General features: G+C 73.9%; 14 protein-coding genes. 5 read left to right on the top strand and 9 right to left on the bottom strand.

Going from position 1 to position 16,146, the window contains the following annotated elements:
• Positions 1–143 precede the first annotated feature (143 nt).
• Together AB0I42_RS10405 and AB0I42_RS10400 are read left to right on the top strand one after the other, a co-directional pair.
• Positions 144–1,673, top strand: coding sequence for an iron ABC transporter permease (locus AB0I42_RS10405; protein WP_357536067.1), 1,530 nt, complete (start codon positions 144–146; stop codon positions 1,671–1,673).
• Positions 1,670–2,848 carry an ABC transporter ATP-binding protein gene (locus AB0I42_RS10400; RefSeq protein ID WP_357536042.1) on the top strand — a complete coding sequence of 393 codons (1,179 nt, stop codon included), beginning with the start codon at positions 1,670–1,672 and terminating at the stop codon, positions 2,846–2,848. Before AB0I42_RS10405 ends, AB0I42_RS10400 begins: the two co-directional genes overlap by 4 nt.
• A gap of 279 nt (positions 2,849–3,127) precedes the next feature.
• Here AB0I42_RS10400 and AB0I42_RS10395 read toward each other — a convergent pair whose 3' ends face one another.
• The 6 genes from AB0I42_RS10395 to AB0I42_RS10370 all read right to left on the bottom strand — a co-directional run bounded on the left by AB0I42_RS10395 (position 3,128) and on the right by AB0I42_RS10370 (position 8,545).
• Complete coding sequence (locus AB0I42_RS10395; protein WP_357536065.1) at positions 3,128–3,754, bottom strand: response regulator transcription factor; 627 nt, start codon at positions 3,752–3,754, stop codon at positions 3,128–3,130.
• 89 nt (positions 3,755–3,843) lie between these two features.
• Positions 3,844–5,052 carry a histidine kinase gene (locus AB0I42_RS10390; protein WP_357536040.1) on the bottom strand — a complete coding sequence of 403 codons (1,209 nt, stop codon included), beginning with the start codon at positions 5,050–5,052 and terminating at the stop codon, positions 3,844–3,846.
• A 113-nt stretch (positions 5,053–5,165) separates the two neighbouring features.
• Positions 5,166–5,948, bottom strand: coding sequence for an ABC transporter permease (locus AB0I42_RS10385; protein WP_357536038.1), 783 nt, complete (start codon positions 5,946–5,948; stop codon positions 5,166–5,168).
• The gene (locus tag AB0I42_RS10380; RefSeq protein ID WP_357536036.1) at positions 5,945–6,955 is read right to left on the bottom strand and encodes an ABC transporter ATP-binding protein; all 1,011 of its coding nucleotides are present in this window, start codon (positions 6,953–6,955) and stop codon (positions 5,945–5,947) included. The genes AB0I42_RS10385 and AB0I42_RS10380 overlap by 4 nt, the downstream gene beginning before the upstream one ends.
• A gap of 205 nt (positions 6,956–7,160) precedes the next feature.
• A complete protein-coding gene (locus tag AB0I42_RS10375) occupies positions 7,161–8,396 on the bottom strand; it encodes a putative sulfate exporter family transporter (RefSeq protein WP_357536034.1) in 1,236 nt (411 codons plus the stop codon).
• On the bottom strand, positions 8,396–8,545 hold the full coding sequence (locus AB0I42_RS10370) for a hypothetical protein (RefSeq protein WP_357536032.1): 150 nt from the start codon (positions 8,543–8,545) through the stop codon (positions 8,396–8,398). The genes AB0I42_RS10375 and AB0I42_RS10370 overlap by 1 nt, the downstream gene beginning before the upstream one ends.
• A gap of 246 nt (positions 8,546–8,791) precedes the next feature.
• Here AB0I42_RS10370 and AB0I42_RS10365 point away from each other — a divergent pair, with 246 nt between their 5' ends.
• Positions 8,792–10,333: a methyltransferase gene (locus AB0I42_RS10365; protein ID WP_357536030.1), complete on the top strand. Its 1,542-nt coding sequence runs from the start codon at positions 8,792–8,794 to the stop codon at positions 10,331–10,333.
• Positions 10,334–10,338: 5 nt separating this feature from the next.
• A complete protein-coding gene (gene dtd, locus AB0I42_RS10360; RefSeq protein ID WP_357536028.1) occupies positions 10,339–10,761 on the top strand; it encodes a D-aminoacyl-tRNA deacylase in 423 nt (140 codons plus the stop codon).
• Between the two features lie 104 nt (positions 10,762–10,865).
• On the opposite strand, the gene AB0I42_RS10355 is transcribed toward dtd, so the two are convergent.
• The gene (locus tag AB0I42_RS10355) at positions 10,866–11,654 is read right to left on the bottom strand and encodes a sporulation protein (RefSeq protein ID WP_357536026.1); all 789 of its coding nucleotides are present in this window, start codon (positions 11,652–11,654) and stop codon (positions 10,866–10,868) included.
• Positions 11,655–11,951: 297 nt separating this feature from the next.
• On the opposite strand from AB0I42_RS10355, the gene sigB reads away from it, so the two are divergent.
• On the top strand, positions 11,952–12,974 hold the full coding sequence (gene sigB, locus AB0I42_RS10350) for an RNA polymerase sigma factor SigB (protein ID WP_357536024.1): 1,023 nt from the start codon (positions 11,952–11,954) through the stop codon (positions 12,972–12,974).
• 53 nt (positions 12,975–13,027) lie between these two features.
• On the opposite strand, the gene AB0I42_RS10345 is transcribed toward sigB, so the two are convergent.
• Together AB0I42_RS10345 and AB0I42_RS10340 are read right to left on the bottom strand one after the other, a co-directional pair.
• On the bottom strand, positions 13,028–13,381 hold the full coding sequence (locus tag AB0I42_RS10345) for a hypothetical protein (RefSeq protein WP_357536022.1): 354 nt from the start codon (positions 13,379–13,381) through the stop codon (positions 13,028–13,030).
• Between the two features lie 140 nt (positions 13,382–13,521).
• Positions 13,522–16,146: a GNAT family N-acetyltransferase gene (locus tag AB0I42_RS10340; RefSeq protein ID WP_357536020.1), complete on the bottom strand. Its 2,625-nt coding sequence runs from the start codon at positions 16,144–16,146 to the stop codon at positions 13,522–13,524.

Genomic DNA, 16,146 nt, shown 5'->3' with positions numbered 1-16,146 from the left:
GCTCGCGACCCCCGACAACCACAGCACCGCCGCGGGGGCGGGGGCCCCCCCCCCCCCCCGCCCCGTCGGGCCTGCCCACGGCACCGGCCCCGCAGCCGCCGTACCGGCCCGTCCACCACCGGGTGGCCGCCGCCGTACGGCGGCTGGTGCCGCGTCCGGTCCTGTTCGGCACCGCCGTCCTCGCCGTCGCCGTCGCCCTGATCCCGGTCGTCTACCTCGGGGTACGCACCGCCGAGGCGGGCGGCGAACGGATCGCCGAGGAACTGTTCACCACCCGGGTCGGGCTGCTCGCCCTGCGTACGCTCGGGCTCGCCGCCGTGGTCACCGCCGGCTGCCTGCTGCTCGGCGTCGGCTCGGCGTTCCTGGTCACCCGCACCGACCTGCCGCTGCGCCGCTTCTTCGGGGTGCTCGCCGCGCTGCCGCTGGCCGTGCCGACCTACATCGCCGGGTTCGCCTGGATCTCCACCGTGGACCGCTTCGAGGGTTTCTGGCCCGGCGCGCTGGTGCTGACCCTCTGCTCCTACCCGTACGTCTTCCTGCCGGTCGCCGCCGCGCTGACCGGCGCCGACCCGGCACAGGAGGAGGTGTCCCGGTCACTGGGGCGGGGCGCCTGGCGGACCTTCACCGACGTCACCCTGCGCCAGATCCGCCCCGCCCTGACCGGCGGCGGCCTGCTGGTCGCCCTCTACGTGCTCTCCGACTTCGGCGCCGCCTCGATCCTGCGCGTCGACACCTTCACCCGGGCCATCTTCATCGCCTTCGACCTCGGCTTCGACCGCACCGCCGCGCTCGTGCTGTCGACCGTGCTCGTCGTGCTCACCGTGCTGCTGCTCGCCGGGGAGAGCGCCACCCGGCGGCGCGGCGAACGCTACGCCCGGGTCGGCTCCGGCGCCCGCCGGCCACCGGTCCGGCTGCGGCTCGGCCGGGCCCGCTGGCCGGCCGTCGCCGTGCTGGCCGGCGTCGCCGCCCTCGCCCTCGGCGTACCCGCCGTCAGCCTCGCCCAGCGGATGGCCGCCGGCGTCTCCCGGCCCGGCTCGCTCGGCGAGATCGCCGTCGCCGCCGGCAACTCACTGTGGCTCTCGCTGGCCGGCGCCGCCCTCACCATGCTGCTCGCCCTGCCGATCGGCCTGCTCAGCGCCCGCGCCCCCGGCCCGCTGACCGGGCTGCTGGAACGGCTGAGCTATCTCACCCACGCCCTGCCCGGCGTCGTCATCGGCCTGTCGCTGGTGTTCTTCGGCATCAACGTCGCGTACCCGCTCTACCAGACCACCTGGCTGCTGGCCCTCGGCTACGCCGCGCTGTTCCTGCCACTGGCGGTCGCCGCCGTGGCCGGCGCCGCCGCGCAGGCACCGCCGATCCTCGAGGAGGTCGCCCGGTCGCTGGGTCGCGGGCCGGTGGCCGTACTGCGCACCGTCACGCTGCCGCTCACCCTGCCCGGCATCGGTGCCGGCGCCGCGCTGGTCTTCCTCACCTGCATGAAGGAACTGCCGGCCACCCTGCTGCTGCGCCCCACCGGCACCGACACACTGGCCACCGAACTGTGGACCCACACGACCGTCAACGCGTACGCCGCGGCCACCCCGTACGCGGCCCTGCTGGTGCTGCTCTCCTCGGTGCCGACCTGGCTGCTCGCCGCCCGTAGCGGAATCCTCGAATCCGAAGGTGGGAGATGAAAGAGGCGCTGACCCTACGCGGGGTGGCCAAGAACTACGGCCCGGTCGCCGCGCTCGCCGGCGTCGACCTGACCGTGCCGGCCGGCACGCTGACCGCCGTACTCGGCCCGTCCGGCTGCGGCAAGACGACGCTGCTGCGCTGCGTCGCCGGCTTCGAACGGGTCGACACCGGCGAGATCCGGATCGACGGCACGGTGATCGCCGGCCCCGGCGCCCACCTGCCGCCGCAGCGCCGCCGGGTCGCCGTCGTCCCGCAGGAGGGCGCGCTGTTCCCGCACCTCTCGGTCGCCGGCAACATCGGGTACGGCCTCGACCGGGCCACCCGCCGCGGCGGCCGGATCGAGGAGGTGCTGGCCCTCGTCGGGCTCGCCGGCCACGGCGACCGGATGCCGCACCAGCTCTCCGGCGGGCAGCAGCAGCGGGTCGCGGTCGCCCGCGCCCTCGCCCCCCGGCCCTCGCTGGTGCTGCTCGACGAGCCGTTCAGCGCGCTCGACGCCGGGCTGCGGGCCGAACTGCGGCACGACGTACGCGAGGCGCTGCGCGCCGACCGGGCCACCGGCATCCTGGTCACCCACGACCAGGGCGAGGCGCTGTCGACCGCCGACCAGGTCGCGGTGATGCGCGGCGGCCTGGTCGTCCAGTGCGCCGCCCCGGCGGCGGTCTACCGCGAACCGGCCGACCCCTGGGTGGCCGCCTTCGTCGGCGACGCCGTCCTGCTGCCGGCGGTCGTCGAGTCCGGCGCCGCCCACACCGTGCTCGGCCCGGTGCCACTCGCCGGTACCTTCGGGTCCGGCGCGGTGACCGTGCTGGTCCGCCCCGAGCAGGTACGGATCACCGCCCGCCCGGCCGCTCCCGCCCGCGACAGCTCCCCCGCAACCGGCGCGGCGGTCGACGGTCCGCCAGTCGACGGCGCGGCCGACGGCTCCGTGGCCGACGGCTCCGCAATCGACGGCTCCATGGGCGACGGTCTGGGAACGAATGGTTCGGTGCCCGGCGGTCCGGTGCCGGCGACGGTGTTGCGGCACGAGTTCCACGGTCACGACGCGCTGGTGGCGCTGCGGCTCGCCGACGGGACCCGGATCACGGCCCGGATCCTCGACGCCGGGACGCCGGTCGCGGTCGGCACCGACGTCACCGTGCACGTCGACGGCACCGCCCGCGCCTGGCCCGCCTGACTCCCCACACCCGCATGCCTGGGGCACCGGCCGGGTTCGGGGTTCGGGGTGATGCTGTTTCGGTTGACAGCGAATTCGGCGTATCCACAGCCAATTCGCTGTGGGCTCCGACAGTGACCCTGCCGCCCGGCAGTCGGGAACGCGGCCGGGGATCCCGATGATCGTCTGCTGTCCGGCCACGCGACACGCCGGGTGGCGAGTGCCGGAACAGCAGACGATCACCACGGCACGCCCCACGGCCGCGCGGCGTACAACCGCGCGACGGCACCGGGCCGGTGGTCAGATCCAGCCGTAGCGGCGGGCGATCTTCGCGGCCTCGTGCCGGTTCGCCGCACCGACCTTGGTCGCCGCCGACGACAGGTAGTTGCGGACCGTGCCGGGTGACAGCGCGGCCCGGCGGGCGATCTCGTCGACCGGGGCACCGTCGGCCGCCAACTCCAGCACGTCGGCCTCGCGCGGGGTCAGCGGGCTGTCACCGGCGCTGATCGCGTCGGCGGCCAGCGCCGGGTCGACGTACCGGCCGCCGCCGTGGACCGTACGCACCACCTCGGCGAGCACCTCCGCGGAGACGGTCTTGGGCAGGAAGCCGCGTACGCCGGAGGCCAGGGCCCGCTTCAGGTGACCGGGTCGCCCGTGGCTGGTGACGATCATCGACCGGCAGTCGGGCAGCTCGGTGAGCAGGGTGGCGGCGACGGTCACCCCGTCGATGTCGGGCAGTTGCAGGTCGAGCACGGCCACGTCGGGCCGCAACGCCCGGGCCATCGACAGCGCCTCGCGGCCGGTCGCCGCCTCGCCGACGACGGTGAGGTCGTCCTCCAGGCCCAGCAGAGCGACCATCGCGCCGCGGATCAGATGCTCGTCGTCGGCGAGCAGCACCCGGATCGGCCCGGCACCCGAGCCGCCCACCGGACCGCCCAGCGCCGAACCGGCCGAACCGCCCGGCGCTGAACCGGCCGAACCGCCCACCGGACCGCCGTCGACGGCCGGACGGGGGCTCACGGCGCCACCGCCGCGCCGAGCGGCAGCCGGGCGGTCAGCCGGAACCGGCCGGGCGCCGCCGGGCCGGCGGACATCGTGCCGCCGACGGCGGCGAGCCGTTCGGCGAGCCCCTGCAACCCGCTGCCGAACTCGGCCGTCCGGCCGGCCGGCACCCCGTCGTTGTCCATGGTCAGCGTCACCGTCCCGGTTTTCCGCCCGTCGGTACGCAACGAGATCACGCACTCGTTCGCGTCGGTGTGCCGCAACACGTTCGTGGTGCCCTCGCGGACCACCCAGCCGAGCGTCGCCTGCGCGTCGGGTGGCAGGCCGGTCCCGTCGACCAGCACCTGGCAGTCGACGCCGGCCGCCGAAAGGACCGACCGGGCACCGGCCAGCTCCGCCACCAGGTCCGGGCTGCGGTACCCGCGTACGACCTCGCGCACCTCGGTCAGCGACTCCTGCGCGATCCGGCGTACCTCGAGCATCTCGGTCACGGCCTCGGCCCGGCCGCGCTCGGCGAACTTCGCGGCCAGCTCGCTCTTCAGCGCCACCACCGACAGGTTGCGGCCGAGCACGTCGTGCAGGTCGCGGGCGAACCGCAGCCGCTCCTCGGCGACCGCGAGCCGGGCCTGTACCTGGCGGGACTGGTCGAGTTGCCACACGACGCCGAGCATCCACGCCGACAGCCGGAAGCTGACGTATCCGGCGACGAAGACGGCGACCAGGGCGATCGTGATTCCCACCGCCCGCTGCGAGGCGAGGCCGTCGGCCCGCCCGACGACGAAGGTGCACGGCACCCCGGCCAGCAGTGCGAGCAGGCTCACCCGGGGCGGCACGGCCGTCGACAGCGCCGCGTAGAAGTATCCGGCGAAGACCAGGAACGCCGCCGTCTTCGCCGGGCTCTCGTCCAACGTCGGCAGGAGCAGCAGGGCGAGCCCGGTGCCGGCCAGGGTGAGGGCGCCGCCCGCGACGGCCAGCCCGACCGGAGGCGGCCGGCGGCCCAGGTAGTTGTCGAGCCCGGCCCGGTTCAACAGCAGGCAGACGGCGGTGTGCGCGACGCTCAGCACCAGGATCGGCAGGATCCGCCCGGCGTCGCGGACCGGGGACAGCACGGCGAGGACGACCAGCGGTTCGAAGCAGACGACGCTGTACATCGACAGGCGGGTGTAGAGGTCGAACCGCTCGGGCTGGCCGCGTCCCCGCCACCATCCGGTCAGGCTGCGCACCGGTCTCCTCCCGTCCCCACCCGCCTGGTCGGCGGCACGCCGACCACGTCCGAATCGTATGCGCCGGCGCGGGGCGCGCCGCCCCGCGCCGGCGCGCCCCCGTCCGGCGTACCTCAGCGGCGCGGTTCCCAGCGGAACCAGCGGCGCATGCCGACCACGCCGAGCGCCGTCCAGCCGAGCAGGATCAGCAGCGGTACGACGGCCGGCCCGAACACCCCGGTGAAGCCCGTCGGGTCGGCGCCGGTCGTGGTTCCCAGCCAGCCCAGCCGGACGAGTTCGACGACCGGGGTGAGCGGCAGGAACGCGGCCACGTCGGCGAGCAGGTCCGGCATGCCACCCAGCGGCAGGATCAGCCCGGAGCCGATCATGCAGACGACCAGGACCGGCATGGTGCTGATCTGGGCCATCTCGACGTTGCGGGTGAACGTCGACGACACCACCGCCAGCAGGGTGAACAGCACGATGCCACCGAGCAGGCCGACCAGCAGGACCGGCAGGTTCACCGGCACGGCCAGGTCGAGCAGCACCGCGCCGGCGACGACCGCGAGGGCGGACTGCACCAGGGTCACGACCACGGCCGGTACGGCGGTGCCGGCGAGGATCTGCGCGTCGGTCATCTCCCCGGTGCGCAGCCGTTTGAGCACGAGTTCCTCACGGCGGGCCACGTACGTGGTGACCAGGTTGTAGTAGACGACGTACAGCAGCACGAAGCCGAGCAGGCCGGTCACCGCGAACGCCCCGGCGGACAGCCCGCCCCCGTCGATACCGAGGGAGGCCAGGAACCAGACGGTACCGATCGGCAGCAGCACCGCGGTGACGACGGCGGTGCGGTTGCGCCAGAGCAGGAGCATCTCCGTACGGCCGAGTCGGGTGATCCGGCGCAGGGCCCCGGTCATACCGCCACCTCCGGTGCGCGGGCCGCCGTACCGGCGGTCGTGGTGTTTGCCGTGGGGTCGGTGCGGTCGTCGGCGACCGCGAGGAACGCCTCCTCCAGCGACGCCGAGCGGGCGTCGAGGTTGGGCAGTTCGAGGTCGCGGGCGGCGGCCCAGCCGAGCAGGTCGGTCAGCGCCGCCTGGAGGGTGTCCGTCTGGAGGGTGACCCGCTGCCCGGTACGGCCGGTGGTCACCTTCGCGGCGTCGAGGTCGGGCCGCCGGCCGGACAGTGGCGGCAACTGCCGTACGTCGAGTCCGGCGGGCAGGTCGAAGCTGATCCGCGCCGGGCGGCTGGCCACCACGTCCGCGACGGTGCCGGTGGTGACGATCTCGCCCCGGTGCATGATCGCGAGCCGGTCGGCGAGTTCCTCGGCCTCTTCGAGGTAGTGGGTGGTCAGCACGACGGTGGTGCCGTCGACCAGCAGGGCCCGGACCAGCCGCCAGGTGTTGCGGCGGCTCTCGGGGTCCAGCCCGGTGGTCGGCTCGTCGAGGAAGAGCACCTCGGGCCGGCCGAGCAGGGCCAGCGCCAGGTCGAGCCGGCGGCGCTCGCCGCCGGACAGCTGCTTGACGACGGTCTTCTCCCGGTGCCGCAGGTTGACCATGTCGAGCGCCTCGCCGACGGGGCGGGGGCGGGTCAGCGTGCCGGCCCACATCTGGGCGGTCTCGGTCACCGTCAGGTCGGACGGGAAGCCGCCCTCCTGGAGCATGACGCCGATCCGGGGCCGGACCCGGGCCCGGTGCCGGACCGGGTCCAGGCCGAGGACGCGGACGCTGCCCGCGGTGGGCCGGTCGAGCCCTTCGACGAGTTCGAGGGTGGACGTCTTGCCGGCGCCGTTGGTGCCGAGCAGGGCGAACAGTTCGCCGGAGTCGACGGTGAAGGAGATGCCCCGGACCGCCTCGTAGCCCTTCGGGCCGCCATACCGGCGGCGCAGGTCGCGTACCTCGACCGCGGGGGATGTTGGCTTTTCCATGCGGTCCAGTCTTCGGCGTACGGCGCGCCGGGGGCAGTGCGCCGGCACACCGGTCCGGATGGATCGCGCACCGCCGCCCCATGACAAATCTCATGGGTCGGTGCCGCCCGCCGACGCGGGAGGCCGGGCCGGACCGCCCCGACAGCGGTCCGGCCCGGCCGGTCCTTCCCGCACCCGCCGCCCGGTCGGCGGCGGATCGCCCGGGCTAACCGGCGAAGTCGCGGAACAGCAGCGAGGCCAGGGCCAGCGCCACCACCAGGTTGAAGACCGTGGCGCTGGCGAAGACGGCGATCGGCCGCCAGCCGGCCTCGCGCAGCGAGGAGACCCGGAACTCCAGGCCGATGCTGACGAACGCCAGGATCAGGAACCAGGTGCGCAGGTCGTTCACGACCCCGATGACCGCCCGGCCGTCGCTGCCGGCGTTCTGCAGGTAGATCGTCGCGATCACCGAGGCGGCGATGAAGCCGAGTACGAACTTCGGGAACCGCCGCCACAGTTCGCCGGCGCCGGGCCGGGCCGAGCCGGCGGTCCGGTCCACCTTGTACGCGAAGTAGGCGGTGAGCGCGACCGCGACGACACCCATCAGGGCGTTCTGGGTGACCTTGACGATGCTGGCGATCTGGAGCGTCTCCTCGCCGGCGAGGGCGCCGGCCGCGGTGACCGCGGCGGTGGTGTCGATGTTGCCGCCGATCCAGGCGCCGGCCACCGCCGGGCTCAGCCCGAACACGTCGGCCAGCCACGGCAGGATGAAGATGGACGGCAGCGCGAAGAGAATGACCAGGCTGGCGGTGTACGCGAGCTGCTCCCGGCGGGCCCGGACCGCGCCGGCGGCGGCGATGGCGGCGCTGACGCCGCAGATCGACACGGCCGAGGCGAGCAGCGCGCGCAGCCGGTCGTCGAGCCCGAACCGGCCGGCGAGCCACCAGGTGAAGAGGAACACGGCGCTGATCAGCAGGATCGCCTGGGCGATGGCCGGGCCGGCCGCGCTGGCGATGACCGACAGGTTGATCGACGCGCCGAGCAGCACCAGGCCGGTCTTGATGAAGAACTCGGTGCGGAACGCGGCGGCGATCCGGTCCCGGATGCCGGTCACCGTGACGACGACGTTGCCGAGCAGGCCGAGCAGGATCGCGTAGACGGGGTATTCGACGGCGGCCGCCAGGTCCTCGACCGAGGTGCCCGCGAACCATTCGGGTACGCCCTGTTCGAGGTAGCGGGTGAGCGCGGCGAGCGCGAAGACCACCACCAGGCCGCCGGCGGTCCAGGCCCAGAAGGCGCCGTCGCGTACGCCCGGGCCGGTCTTCGGCGTGGTCGGCAGGCCGGTTTCCGGCGCGGTGGTTTCCGGCGCGGTGGTTTCCGGCGCGGTGGTCGGGGTGGTGGCGTCGGGGTCGGCCGGGCGGGTCGCGTCGGGGGCGGCGGGGCGGGTGGCGTCGGCGGTCATCAGGGCACCAGCCCGGTCGGGATGACGCCGAGCAGGACCAGGGCGAGCAGGACGAGCCCGAGGACCGTCGCCGCCCAGTCCTCGTTGAAGGCCAGCGTGCTCTCGGGTTGCGTCGGTGCCGGCTCGGGGGTGGGTCTGTCGTCACTCATTCGGGGGTCCTTCTTCGGGGTGGGCCACGGCCGTCCCACGGCGGTACGGGGATGGGGCGACGCGGGGGTGGCGTCGCCGGCACGCGGCGGGGGTCGCCACGGGGAGGAGCCCTGCCCATATTCCTACTTTCCCGATAGGAATATCAAGAGACTGTTCGCTATCTGGGACATGCCACCGGTTCGATCCCGCGCCCCGTTGGCCGGGTTGCCGCCCGCCACGCCGGGGCGAGCCGGCAGGATGGCAGGGTGACAGTCAACGACGCGCATCCCGTACCTCCGGCCCTGCTGTCTCCGGCCGGAATCGACCAACTACGCGACGCACTGACCACAGCCGGCTTCACCGCCGCCGGCATCGCCGAACGGCTGGGCCCACAGGCCGCGGCGGCGGCCGGGCGCAACGACCTGCGGGCCGCGCTGCGGCTGACCGGCGACCGCGACCCGCTGAGCACCCTGATCCGGCTCTTCGTGTGTGGGCAGACCGAACCCGAGGCCGCTGTCGAGGCCGCCCTCGCCCCGCTGCCGCTCGCCGAGGCGCGGGCCGCCGGCCTCGTCGAACGCTGGGGCGACGGGTTGCGGCAGGCCGTCGACCTGGAGCCGTACGGCTCCGACTGGTGGGTGCTGTCCGACGTGCCGGCGACGGCCCGACCCGGCCAGCCGCTGCCCGCCGACCACGTGCTCGGCATCGGCGGGGCGTCGACCACGCTCGCCGGTGCCACCGTCCGCCGCCCGGTCGGCACCGCCCTCGACCTCGGCACCGGCTGCGGCGTGCAGGCGCTGCACCTGGCCGGGCACGCCGACACGGTGACCGCCACCGACCTGTCCGTACGCGCGCTGCGGTTCGCCGCGACCACCGCGGCCCTCAACGGGCAGAAGTGGGAACTGCTCCAGGGCGACCTCGTGTCCCCCGTGGCCGGCCGGCGCTTCGACCTGGTGGTCAGCAACCCGCCGTTCGTGGTCGGGCCGGGCACCGCCACACACATCTACCGCGACTCCGGCCGGGCCGGCGACGGCGTCTGCGCCGAACTCGCCGCCGCCGCACCCGGCCTGCTCGCCGAGGGCGGCACGATGCAGTACCTGGCCAACTGGGTGCACGTCGGCGGCGAGGACTGGACCGAACGGGTCGCCGGCTGGTTCGCCGGCACCGGCCTGGACGCCTGGGTCGTGCAGCGCGAGGTCGCCGACCCGATGGCGTACGTCAGCCTGTGGCTCGCCGACGCCAGCGAGGACGCCGACCCGCACCGGGCCGCCGCGTGGCTGGACTGGTTCGACGCGCACAAGGTGGAGGCGGTCGGCTTCGGGCTGATCACCCTGCGCCGCAGCGGCCGCACCGATCCCGTCGTACGCGTCGAAGACCTGCGCCAGCAGGTCGAGCAGCCGCTCGGTGAGCAGGTCGCGGCCTGGTTCGGCCGGCAGGACTGGCTGCGCGCCCGCGATGCCGAGCGGCTGTTGTCGACTCGCTACCGGGCGGCGGACGGCCTGGTGCTGCGTCAGGAGGCGACGATGGGCGACGAGGGCTGGGCGGTGGACCGGCAGGTGCTGACCATGCGCGACGGCCTGCGCTGGAGCGAGGAGGTCGATCCGCTGGTGCTCGCGCTGGTCGGCGGCTGCGACGGGTCGGTGCCGCTGCGCGACCAGCTCGCGCTGCTGGCGCTGGCGCACGAGGTCACCGAGGACGACCTCGCCGAGGCTGCCCTGCCGATCGTCGCCCACCTGGTCGAGCGCGGTGTCGTGGCACCGGCCGGACCGGACGGACCGGCCGGCGGCGGGACCGCGTCGGTGCGGGGCTGACCGCCGTGCGGGCACTGGTGCAGACGGTGAGCCGGGCCAGCGTGACGGTCGACGGCGAGGTGGTCGGCGCGGTCGACGACGGGCTGCTGGTGTTGCTCGGGGTCACCCACGACGACACCGCGGCGACCGCGGACACGATGGCGCGCAAGGTGTGGGAGCTGCGGATCCTCGACGACGAGCGGTCGGCCGCCGACGTCGGCGCGCCGGTGCTGGTGGTCAGCCAGTTCACCCTCTACGGCGACGCGCGCAAGGGGCGGCGGCCGAGTTGGACGGCGGCGGCACCGGCCGGGGTCGCCGAGCCGCTGGTGACCGCGTTCGCCGAGGCGTTGCGGCAGCGCGGCGCCAAGGTGGAGACCGGCCGGTTCCGGACGCACATGCTGGTCGAGAGCGTCAACGTCGGCCCCCGTACGGTCCTCCTGGAACTCTGACCACCCATGATCGCCGTGATCGGGGAGTACGTCGCGCGGGTCGCCGGTGTGTCGACCCGCACGCTCCCTGATCACGGCGATCTTGGCGCCGGCCCCGGCGTGGGTCAGAAGAACAGGCCGCGCTTCTGGGCCGACTGGCGCAGCCAGGCGTCGAGCTGCGCGACCCAGTCGGTGTGCTCGGCCTGCGCGTAGTCGACGGTGAACCGGCCGAACGCGTCCTGGCCCTCGGTGAACAGGCCGCCACGCTTGTCGATCTCCAGCACCACCTGAAGGAAGTGCGGGGTGGCGAGGAACGTCACCTCGAGCTGGTTGAGGGCGCTGGCGTACTGCGGCGCCGGGTAGAACTCGATCTCCTGGTAGAACGGCAGCGTCTGCTCGACGCCGTAGATCCGGCCGCTCTCCACGTCCGCGCGGGAGAACCGGAAGCCGAGCCGCGCGATCGCCTCCAGGATCCGCTCCTGCGCGGGCAGCGGGTGGATCGCCACCGGGTCCAGGTCGCCCTTGTCGACGGCGCGGGCCACCTCGAGTTCGGTACGCAGGCCCATCGTCATCCCGTGCAGCCGCTGCCCGTAGATGTCGGTGATCGGGGTCTCGAACGGGACGTCGAACCGGAACGGGATGTCGAAGCGCTGCCCGCTCTCCAGCCGGAACGGGCCGGTCAGCCGCTGCCGGTGGAACTCCTTGGTCGTCTCGTACTCGCTGTCGCCGCTCTCGACCTCGACCCGGGTGGACAGCGCGAGGGTGACGGCCTCGATGTCGGTGGCGTGGTCACCGCCGACGACGTGCACCTGACCCTCCAGGTATCCGCCGGGACGGGCGTTGGGGTTGCCGAGAACCGTCTCGACGGAGGGTCCGCCCACTCCGAACGCCTGCATCATCCGCTTGAAGACCACGACGTCCTCCGTTGCCTTTCGTCCATTGGCCGCAGGGGTGTCTGACTGGCCGCTGGATGGCACACTAACCGCCGCCGGCAAGATGCGACTGTCGGGTGACCAGCTCACATTCCTCCCAAACCGGCGCTAACCACCACCGGGGTCCCCTAGTGGTCTACCGGATTCATGCCACCTGCGTCCCGCCTCACCCCCGCTTCACGCCTCGACGACCAAGCTGTTCCTCACCAGCGCGATCCCGCCGCTGGGAAAACCGCACCACATGTCGACGCGGGGAGGCGACTGAAGGTGGTTCTGGACATGACGAAAACCGAGATCGACCCGGCCGCGACGGCCCGTCCCACTCTTGACACGACCGCCGACGACGCCCCCGGCGACACCTTGACCGACCTCGACGCCACCGACGAGCGCGGCGTCTCCGCCGACCTCGTCCGCGCCTACCTCAACGGCATCGGCCGGACCAAGCTGCTCACCGCGGTGCAGGAGGTCGACCTCTCCAAGCGGATCGAGGCCGGCCTCTACGCCGACGAGAAGCTCGGCGGCACGTCCGTCCCGGCCGACCTGCGCGCCGAGTTGGAGATCATCGTCGCCGAGGGCCAGGCGGCCAAGAACCACCTGCTCGAGGCCAACCTCCGGCTGGTGGTCAGCATCGCCAAGCGCTACACCGGGCGGGGCATGGCCTTCCTCGACCTGATCCAGGAGGGCAACCTCGGCCTGATCCGCGCCGTCGAGAAGTTCGACTACACCAAGGGCTACAAGTTCTCCACCTACGCCACCTGGTGGATCCGCCAGGCCATCACCCGCGCCATGGCCGACCAGGCCCGCACCATCCGCATCCCGGTGCACATGGTCGAGCAGGTCAACCGGATGGTCCGGGCCCGTCGCGACCTGTCGACCACCCTCGGCCGGGAACCCACCGTCGCCGAGGTCGCCAAGGCGATGGGCGTGCCGGAGTTCCAGGTGATCGAGCTGATCTCCTACGACCGCGAGCCGGTCAGCCTCGACCAGGCCGTCGGCGAGGACGGCGAGAGCGCGCTCGGCGACTTCGTCGCCGCCGTCGACCCGCGCGAGGAGCCCGGCGACGCGGTCTCCCGGGGCATGCTGCGCAACGAGGTCGACGTCGTGCTCGCCACCCTGTCGCAGCGCGAGCAGGCGGTGATCCGGCTGCGGTTCGGCCTCGACGACGGCCGCCAGCGCACCCTGGACGAGGTCGGCCGCGAGTTCGGGCTCTCCCGGGAGCGGATCCGCCAGATCGAGAAGGTGACGCTGCTCAAGCTGCGCCACCCGTCGCGGGCCGAACGACTCGAGGCGTACGCGAGCTGAGACGCCGCCACGGCCGGCCGTGTCCATCACGGCCGGCCGTACGCGCGTTCGGGCTACTGCCAGATGCGCCGGCACTGCACGGCGAGCCGTTCCGTCGCCACCCCGTACACGTCGACGACGCTCACCGAGATCGTGTAGAACTGGCCGACCTGGCAGCCGGAACGCACGTGGGTGGCCCCGTCCCAGCCGGGCCGGGGTACGCCGTCGACCGACCAGTGGATGGTCGGGTCCTGCGTGCCGGTGTACGCCAGGTAGCAGACGAGGGTGGCCGCACCCGACTCACAGCTCACGTCGGTGATGACCGGATTCGCGTGGGCCCCGGTGGCCGGCGCGACGGCGAGCACGGCACCGGCGAACAGGGTGCCGAGGAAGCCGCCGATCCGCCTGGCGGTGCGTGACGAGCGCATTCGATCTCCTCTTCGGACGGCCGACCGGAACCCCGACGCCATTGATCGACAGATGTCGATATCGATCGTCACGATGCCGCATCCGCGCCGGGACGGGCAAGCTGTGCGGTGTCCGAATCGGCGGTCCCCGCGCAACCGGTCTACAGCCGACGAGGGCCGGTGTCGGGGCGTACGGCGGACGGGGCGATCCGCACCTGCGCGTCCAGGACCGACAGTCCCGACGTACGTGCCAGCACCGGGTTGAGCCGCAGCGACCGGATCCGCGGATGGTCGTCGACCAGCCGGCCCACCCGTTGCAGCAGCTCGGCGAGGGCGGCCCGGTCGACCGGTTCGGTGCCCCGGTAGCCGTGCAGCAGCGGCGCCGCCCGTGGCTCGTCGACCAGGGCCAGCGCGTCGGTGTCGGTCAGCGGCGCGGCCCGCCAGGCCCGGTCGCCGAGCAGTTCGGTCGCCACCCCGCCGAGCCCGAAGCCGACCACCGGCCCGAACGCCGGGTCCTCGACCGTCTCCACGACGCACGCCACCCCGGGCGGCACCATCGGCTGGACCAGCACCTCGGCACCGAACCGGCCGGCCATCTCGACGTAGGCACGCCGGACCGTGTCGGCGTCGGGAAGATCGAGCCGTACCGCCCCGAGATCGAGCCGGTGCCGCAGCCCACCGCCGGCCGCCTTCAGGACCACCGGGAAGCCGATCCCCTCGGCGACCCGTACGGCCGCGTCGGCGGACCCGGCCAGCTCGGCGCGGACCAGTTCGATCCCGTACGCCGCGAGCAGGTCGGGCACCGCTCCCCCGGCGTCGAGCACCGCCGCCGCCCGCCGCCGGTCCATGCCGTCGAGGGCGGACAGCACCCCGGGCGGCTGCCGCAGCCAGTCGGCGTAGGAGGCCACCCGGGCCAGCGCCCGGACGGCCTCCTCGACCGACGGGTAGGACGGCACCCCGTCCGGCAGCCGACCGGCGAGGAACGTCGCGACGGTCGGCCGGTCGCCGGCCAGCGCCACGCTGGCCAGCGCGGAGGCGAAGTCGGTGTCCTCGTCGGGCAGTTGGCCGGGCAGCGGCGGGGCGAAGACCACCACCAGGGCGTCGACGTCCGGGGCGACCGCAGCGTCGGCGAGCGCGTCGGCGAAGTCGTGCGCGCTCGCCCGCGGCCCGACGTCGGCCGGGTAGCCGTCGGCGACGGTGAGCCCGAGCGCCCGGCACGCCGTCGCGGCGAGCCCGGCCAGTGCCGAGGAGTTGGTGACGATGCCGACCCGGCGACCGGCCGGCAGCGGCTGCTTGGCCAGCAGGACGCCGACGTCGAACAGTTCGGCGACGGTGTCGACCCGGATCACGCCGGACCGGGCGAACAACTCGGTCACCGCCGCACCGTCCGGGCCGGCGGGACCGGCGCCGACGTCGATGACCGGCCCGGCGGGGCCGGCGCCGACGTCGGTGGCCGGGCCGGCGGGGCCGACGTCGGTGGCCGGGCCGCGGGCCGGGGAGGCGAGGGCGACGATCGGCTTTGTCCGGCCGATCCGCCGGGTCAGCCGGGCGAACTTGCGCGGGTTTCCGAACGTCTCCAGGTAGAGCAGGATCACGTCGGTGCCGGGATCGTCCTGCCAGTACTGGAGCAGGTCGTTGCCGGAGACGTCGGCACGGTTGCCGGCCGACACGAAGCTCGACAGGCCCAGCGCCCGCCGGTCGGCCTCGGCCAGCAGCGCCACCCCGAACGCGCCGGACTGGCTGAAGAAGCCGGTACGCCCCGCCACCGGCAGCCGCGGGGCGAGCGTGGCGTTGAGGCGTATCCGCTCGTCGGTGTTGGCGATCCCCAGACAGTTCGGGCCGACCACCCGCATGCCGGCCGCGTATGCCGAACGGGTCAGCTCGCGCTGCGCGGCCACACCGTTCGGGCCGGCCTCGGCGAAACCGGCCGAGAGGACGACCAGCCCGTGCACGCCGGCCGTGGCCGCGTCGGCGACGGCGGACGGCACCACGTCCGGCGGCACCGCCACGACGGCGATGTCGACCGGGACGCCCGCCGTGACGGCCGACGGGTGCGCCGGCAGCCCGCCGACGGTGGCCGCCGACGGGTGCACCGGCACCACCGCACCGGTGAAGCCGCCGTCGCGCAGGTGCCCGAGTACGGCCGCCCCGATGCCCTGACCGGTCGCGCTGGCACCGTAGACCACGACACCGCGCGGGGCGAGCAGCCGGGCGATCGACCGCGCCTCGGTGCTGTGCTCGCGCCCCCACTGCACCTCCAGCGACTGCTCGGTGGGCGCGATCGGGAAACTGAGGTGCACCACACCGTCGGCGTATTCGCGCTGGATCTGGTAGCCGGCGTCGGAGAAGACCCGCAGCATCGCGGCGTTGACCGGCAGCACCTCGGCGACGAACCGGCGCATCCCGGCCTCCCGTGCGGCGGCGGCGAGATGCTCCAGCAGCACCGACCCGATGCCCCGGCCCTGGTGGGCGTCCTCCACCACGAACGCGACCTCGGCGTCGCCGGCCGCCGGCCCCAACCGCTCGTAGCGGCCGACCGCCACGATCCGGTCGCCGGACACCACCACGAACGCCTCCCGGTCGTGGTGGTCGACGTGGACGAACCGGTGCAGGTCACGCTCGGGGATGCGGGGATAGGGCGAGAAGTAGCGCAGGTAGCGGGTGCGCTCGGAGAACCGCGAGTGCATGGCCACGATCGCGGCGGCGTCGTCGGGCGTGATCGGGCGCAGGTGCGCGGTCGTGCCGTCACTGAGCAGCACGTCCGCGGAACGGTCGGTGCCGGCCAC

Source organism: Polymorphospora sp. NPDC050346 (assembly GCF_040655695.1).
Taxonomy (GTDB): domain Bacteria; phylum Actinomycetota; class Actinomycetes; order Mycobacteriales; family Micromonosporaceae; genus Polymorphospora; species Polymorphospora lycopeni.
This window is presented reverse-complemented; position numbering and strand designations above follow the sequence as displayed.

Excerpts from the sequence above, each read along its gene's own strand:
- AB0I42_RS10380 (WP_357536036.1), bottom strand. The coding sequence starts at position 6,955 with ATGGAAAAGCCAACATCCCCCGCGGTCGAGGTACGCGACCTGCGCCGC.
- AB0I42_RS10370 (WP_357536032.1), bottom strand. The coding sequence starts at position 8,545 with ATGAGTGACGACAGACCCACCCCCGAGCCGGCACCGACGCAACCCGAG.
- AB0I42_RS10375 (WP_357536034.1), bottom strand. The coding sequence starts at position 8,396 with ATGACCGCCGACGCCACCCGCCCCGCCGCCCCCGACGCGACCCGCCCG.
- AB0I42_RS10385 (WP_357536038.1), bottom strand. The coding sequence starts at position 5,948 with ATGACCGGGGCCCTGCGCCGGATCACCCGACTCGGCCGTACGGAGATG.
- AB0I42_RS10400 (WP_357536042.1), top strand. The coding sequence starts at position 1,670 with ATGAAAGAGGCGCTGACCCTACGCGGGGTGGCCAAGAACTACGGCCCG.
- sigB (WP_357536024.1), top strand. The coding sequence starts at position 11,952 with ATGACGAAAACCGAGATCGACCCGGCCGCGACGGCCCGTCCCACTCTT.
- AB0I42_RS10345 (WP_357536022.1), bottom strand. The coding sequence starts at position 13,381 with ATGCGCTCGTCACGCACCGCCAGGCGGATCGGCGGCTTCCTCGGCACC.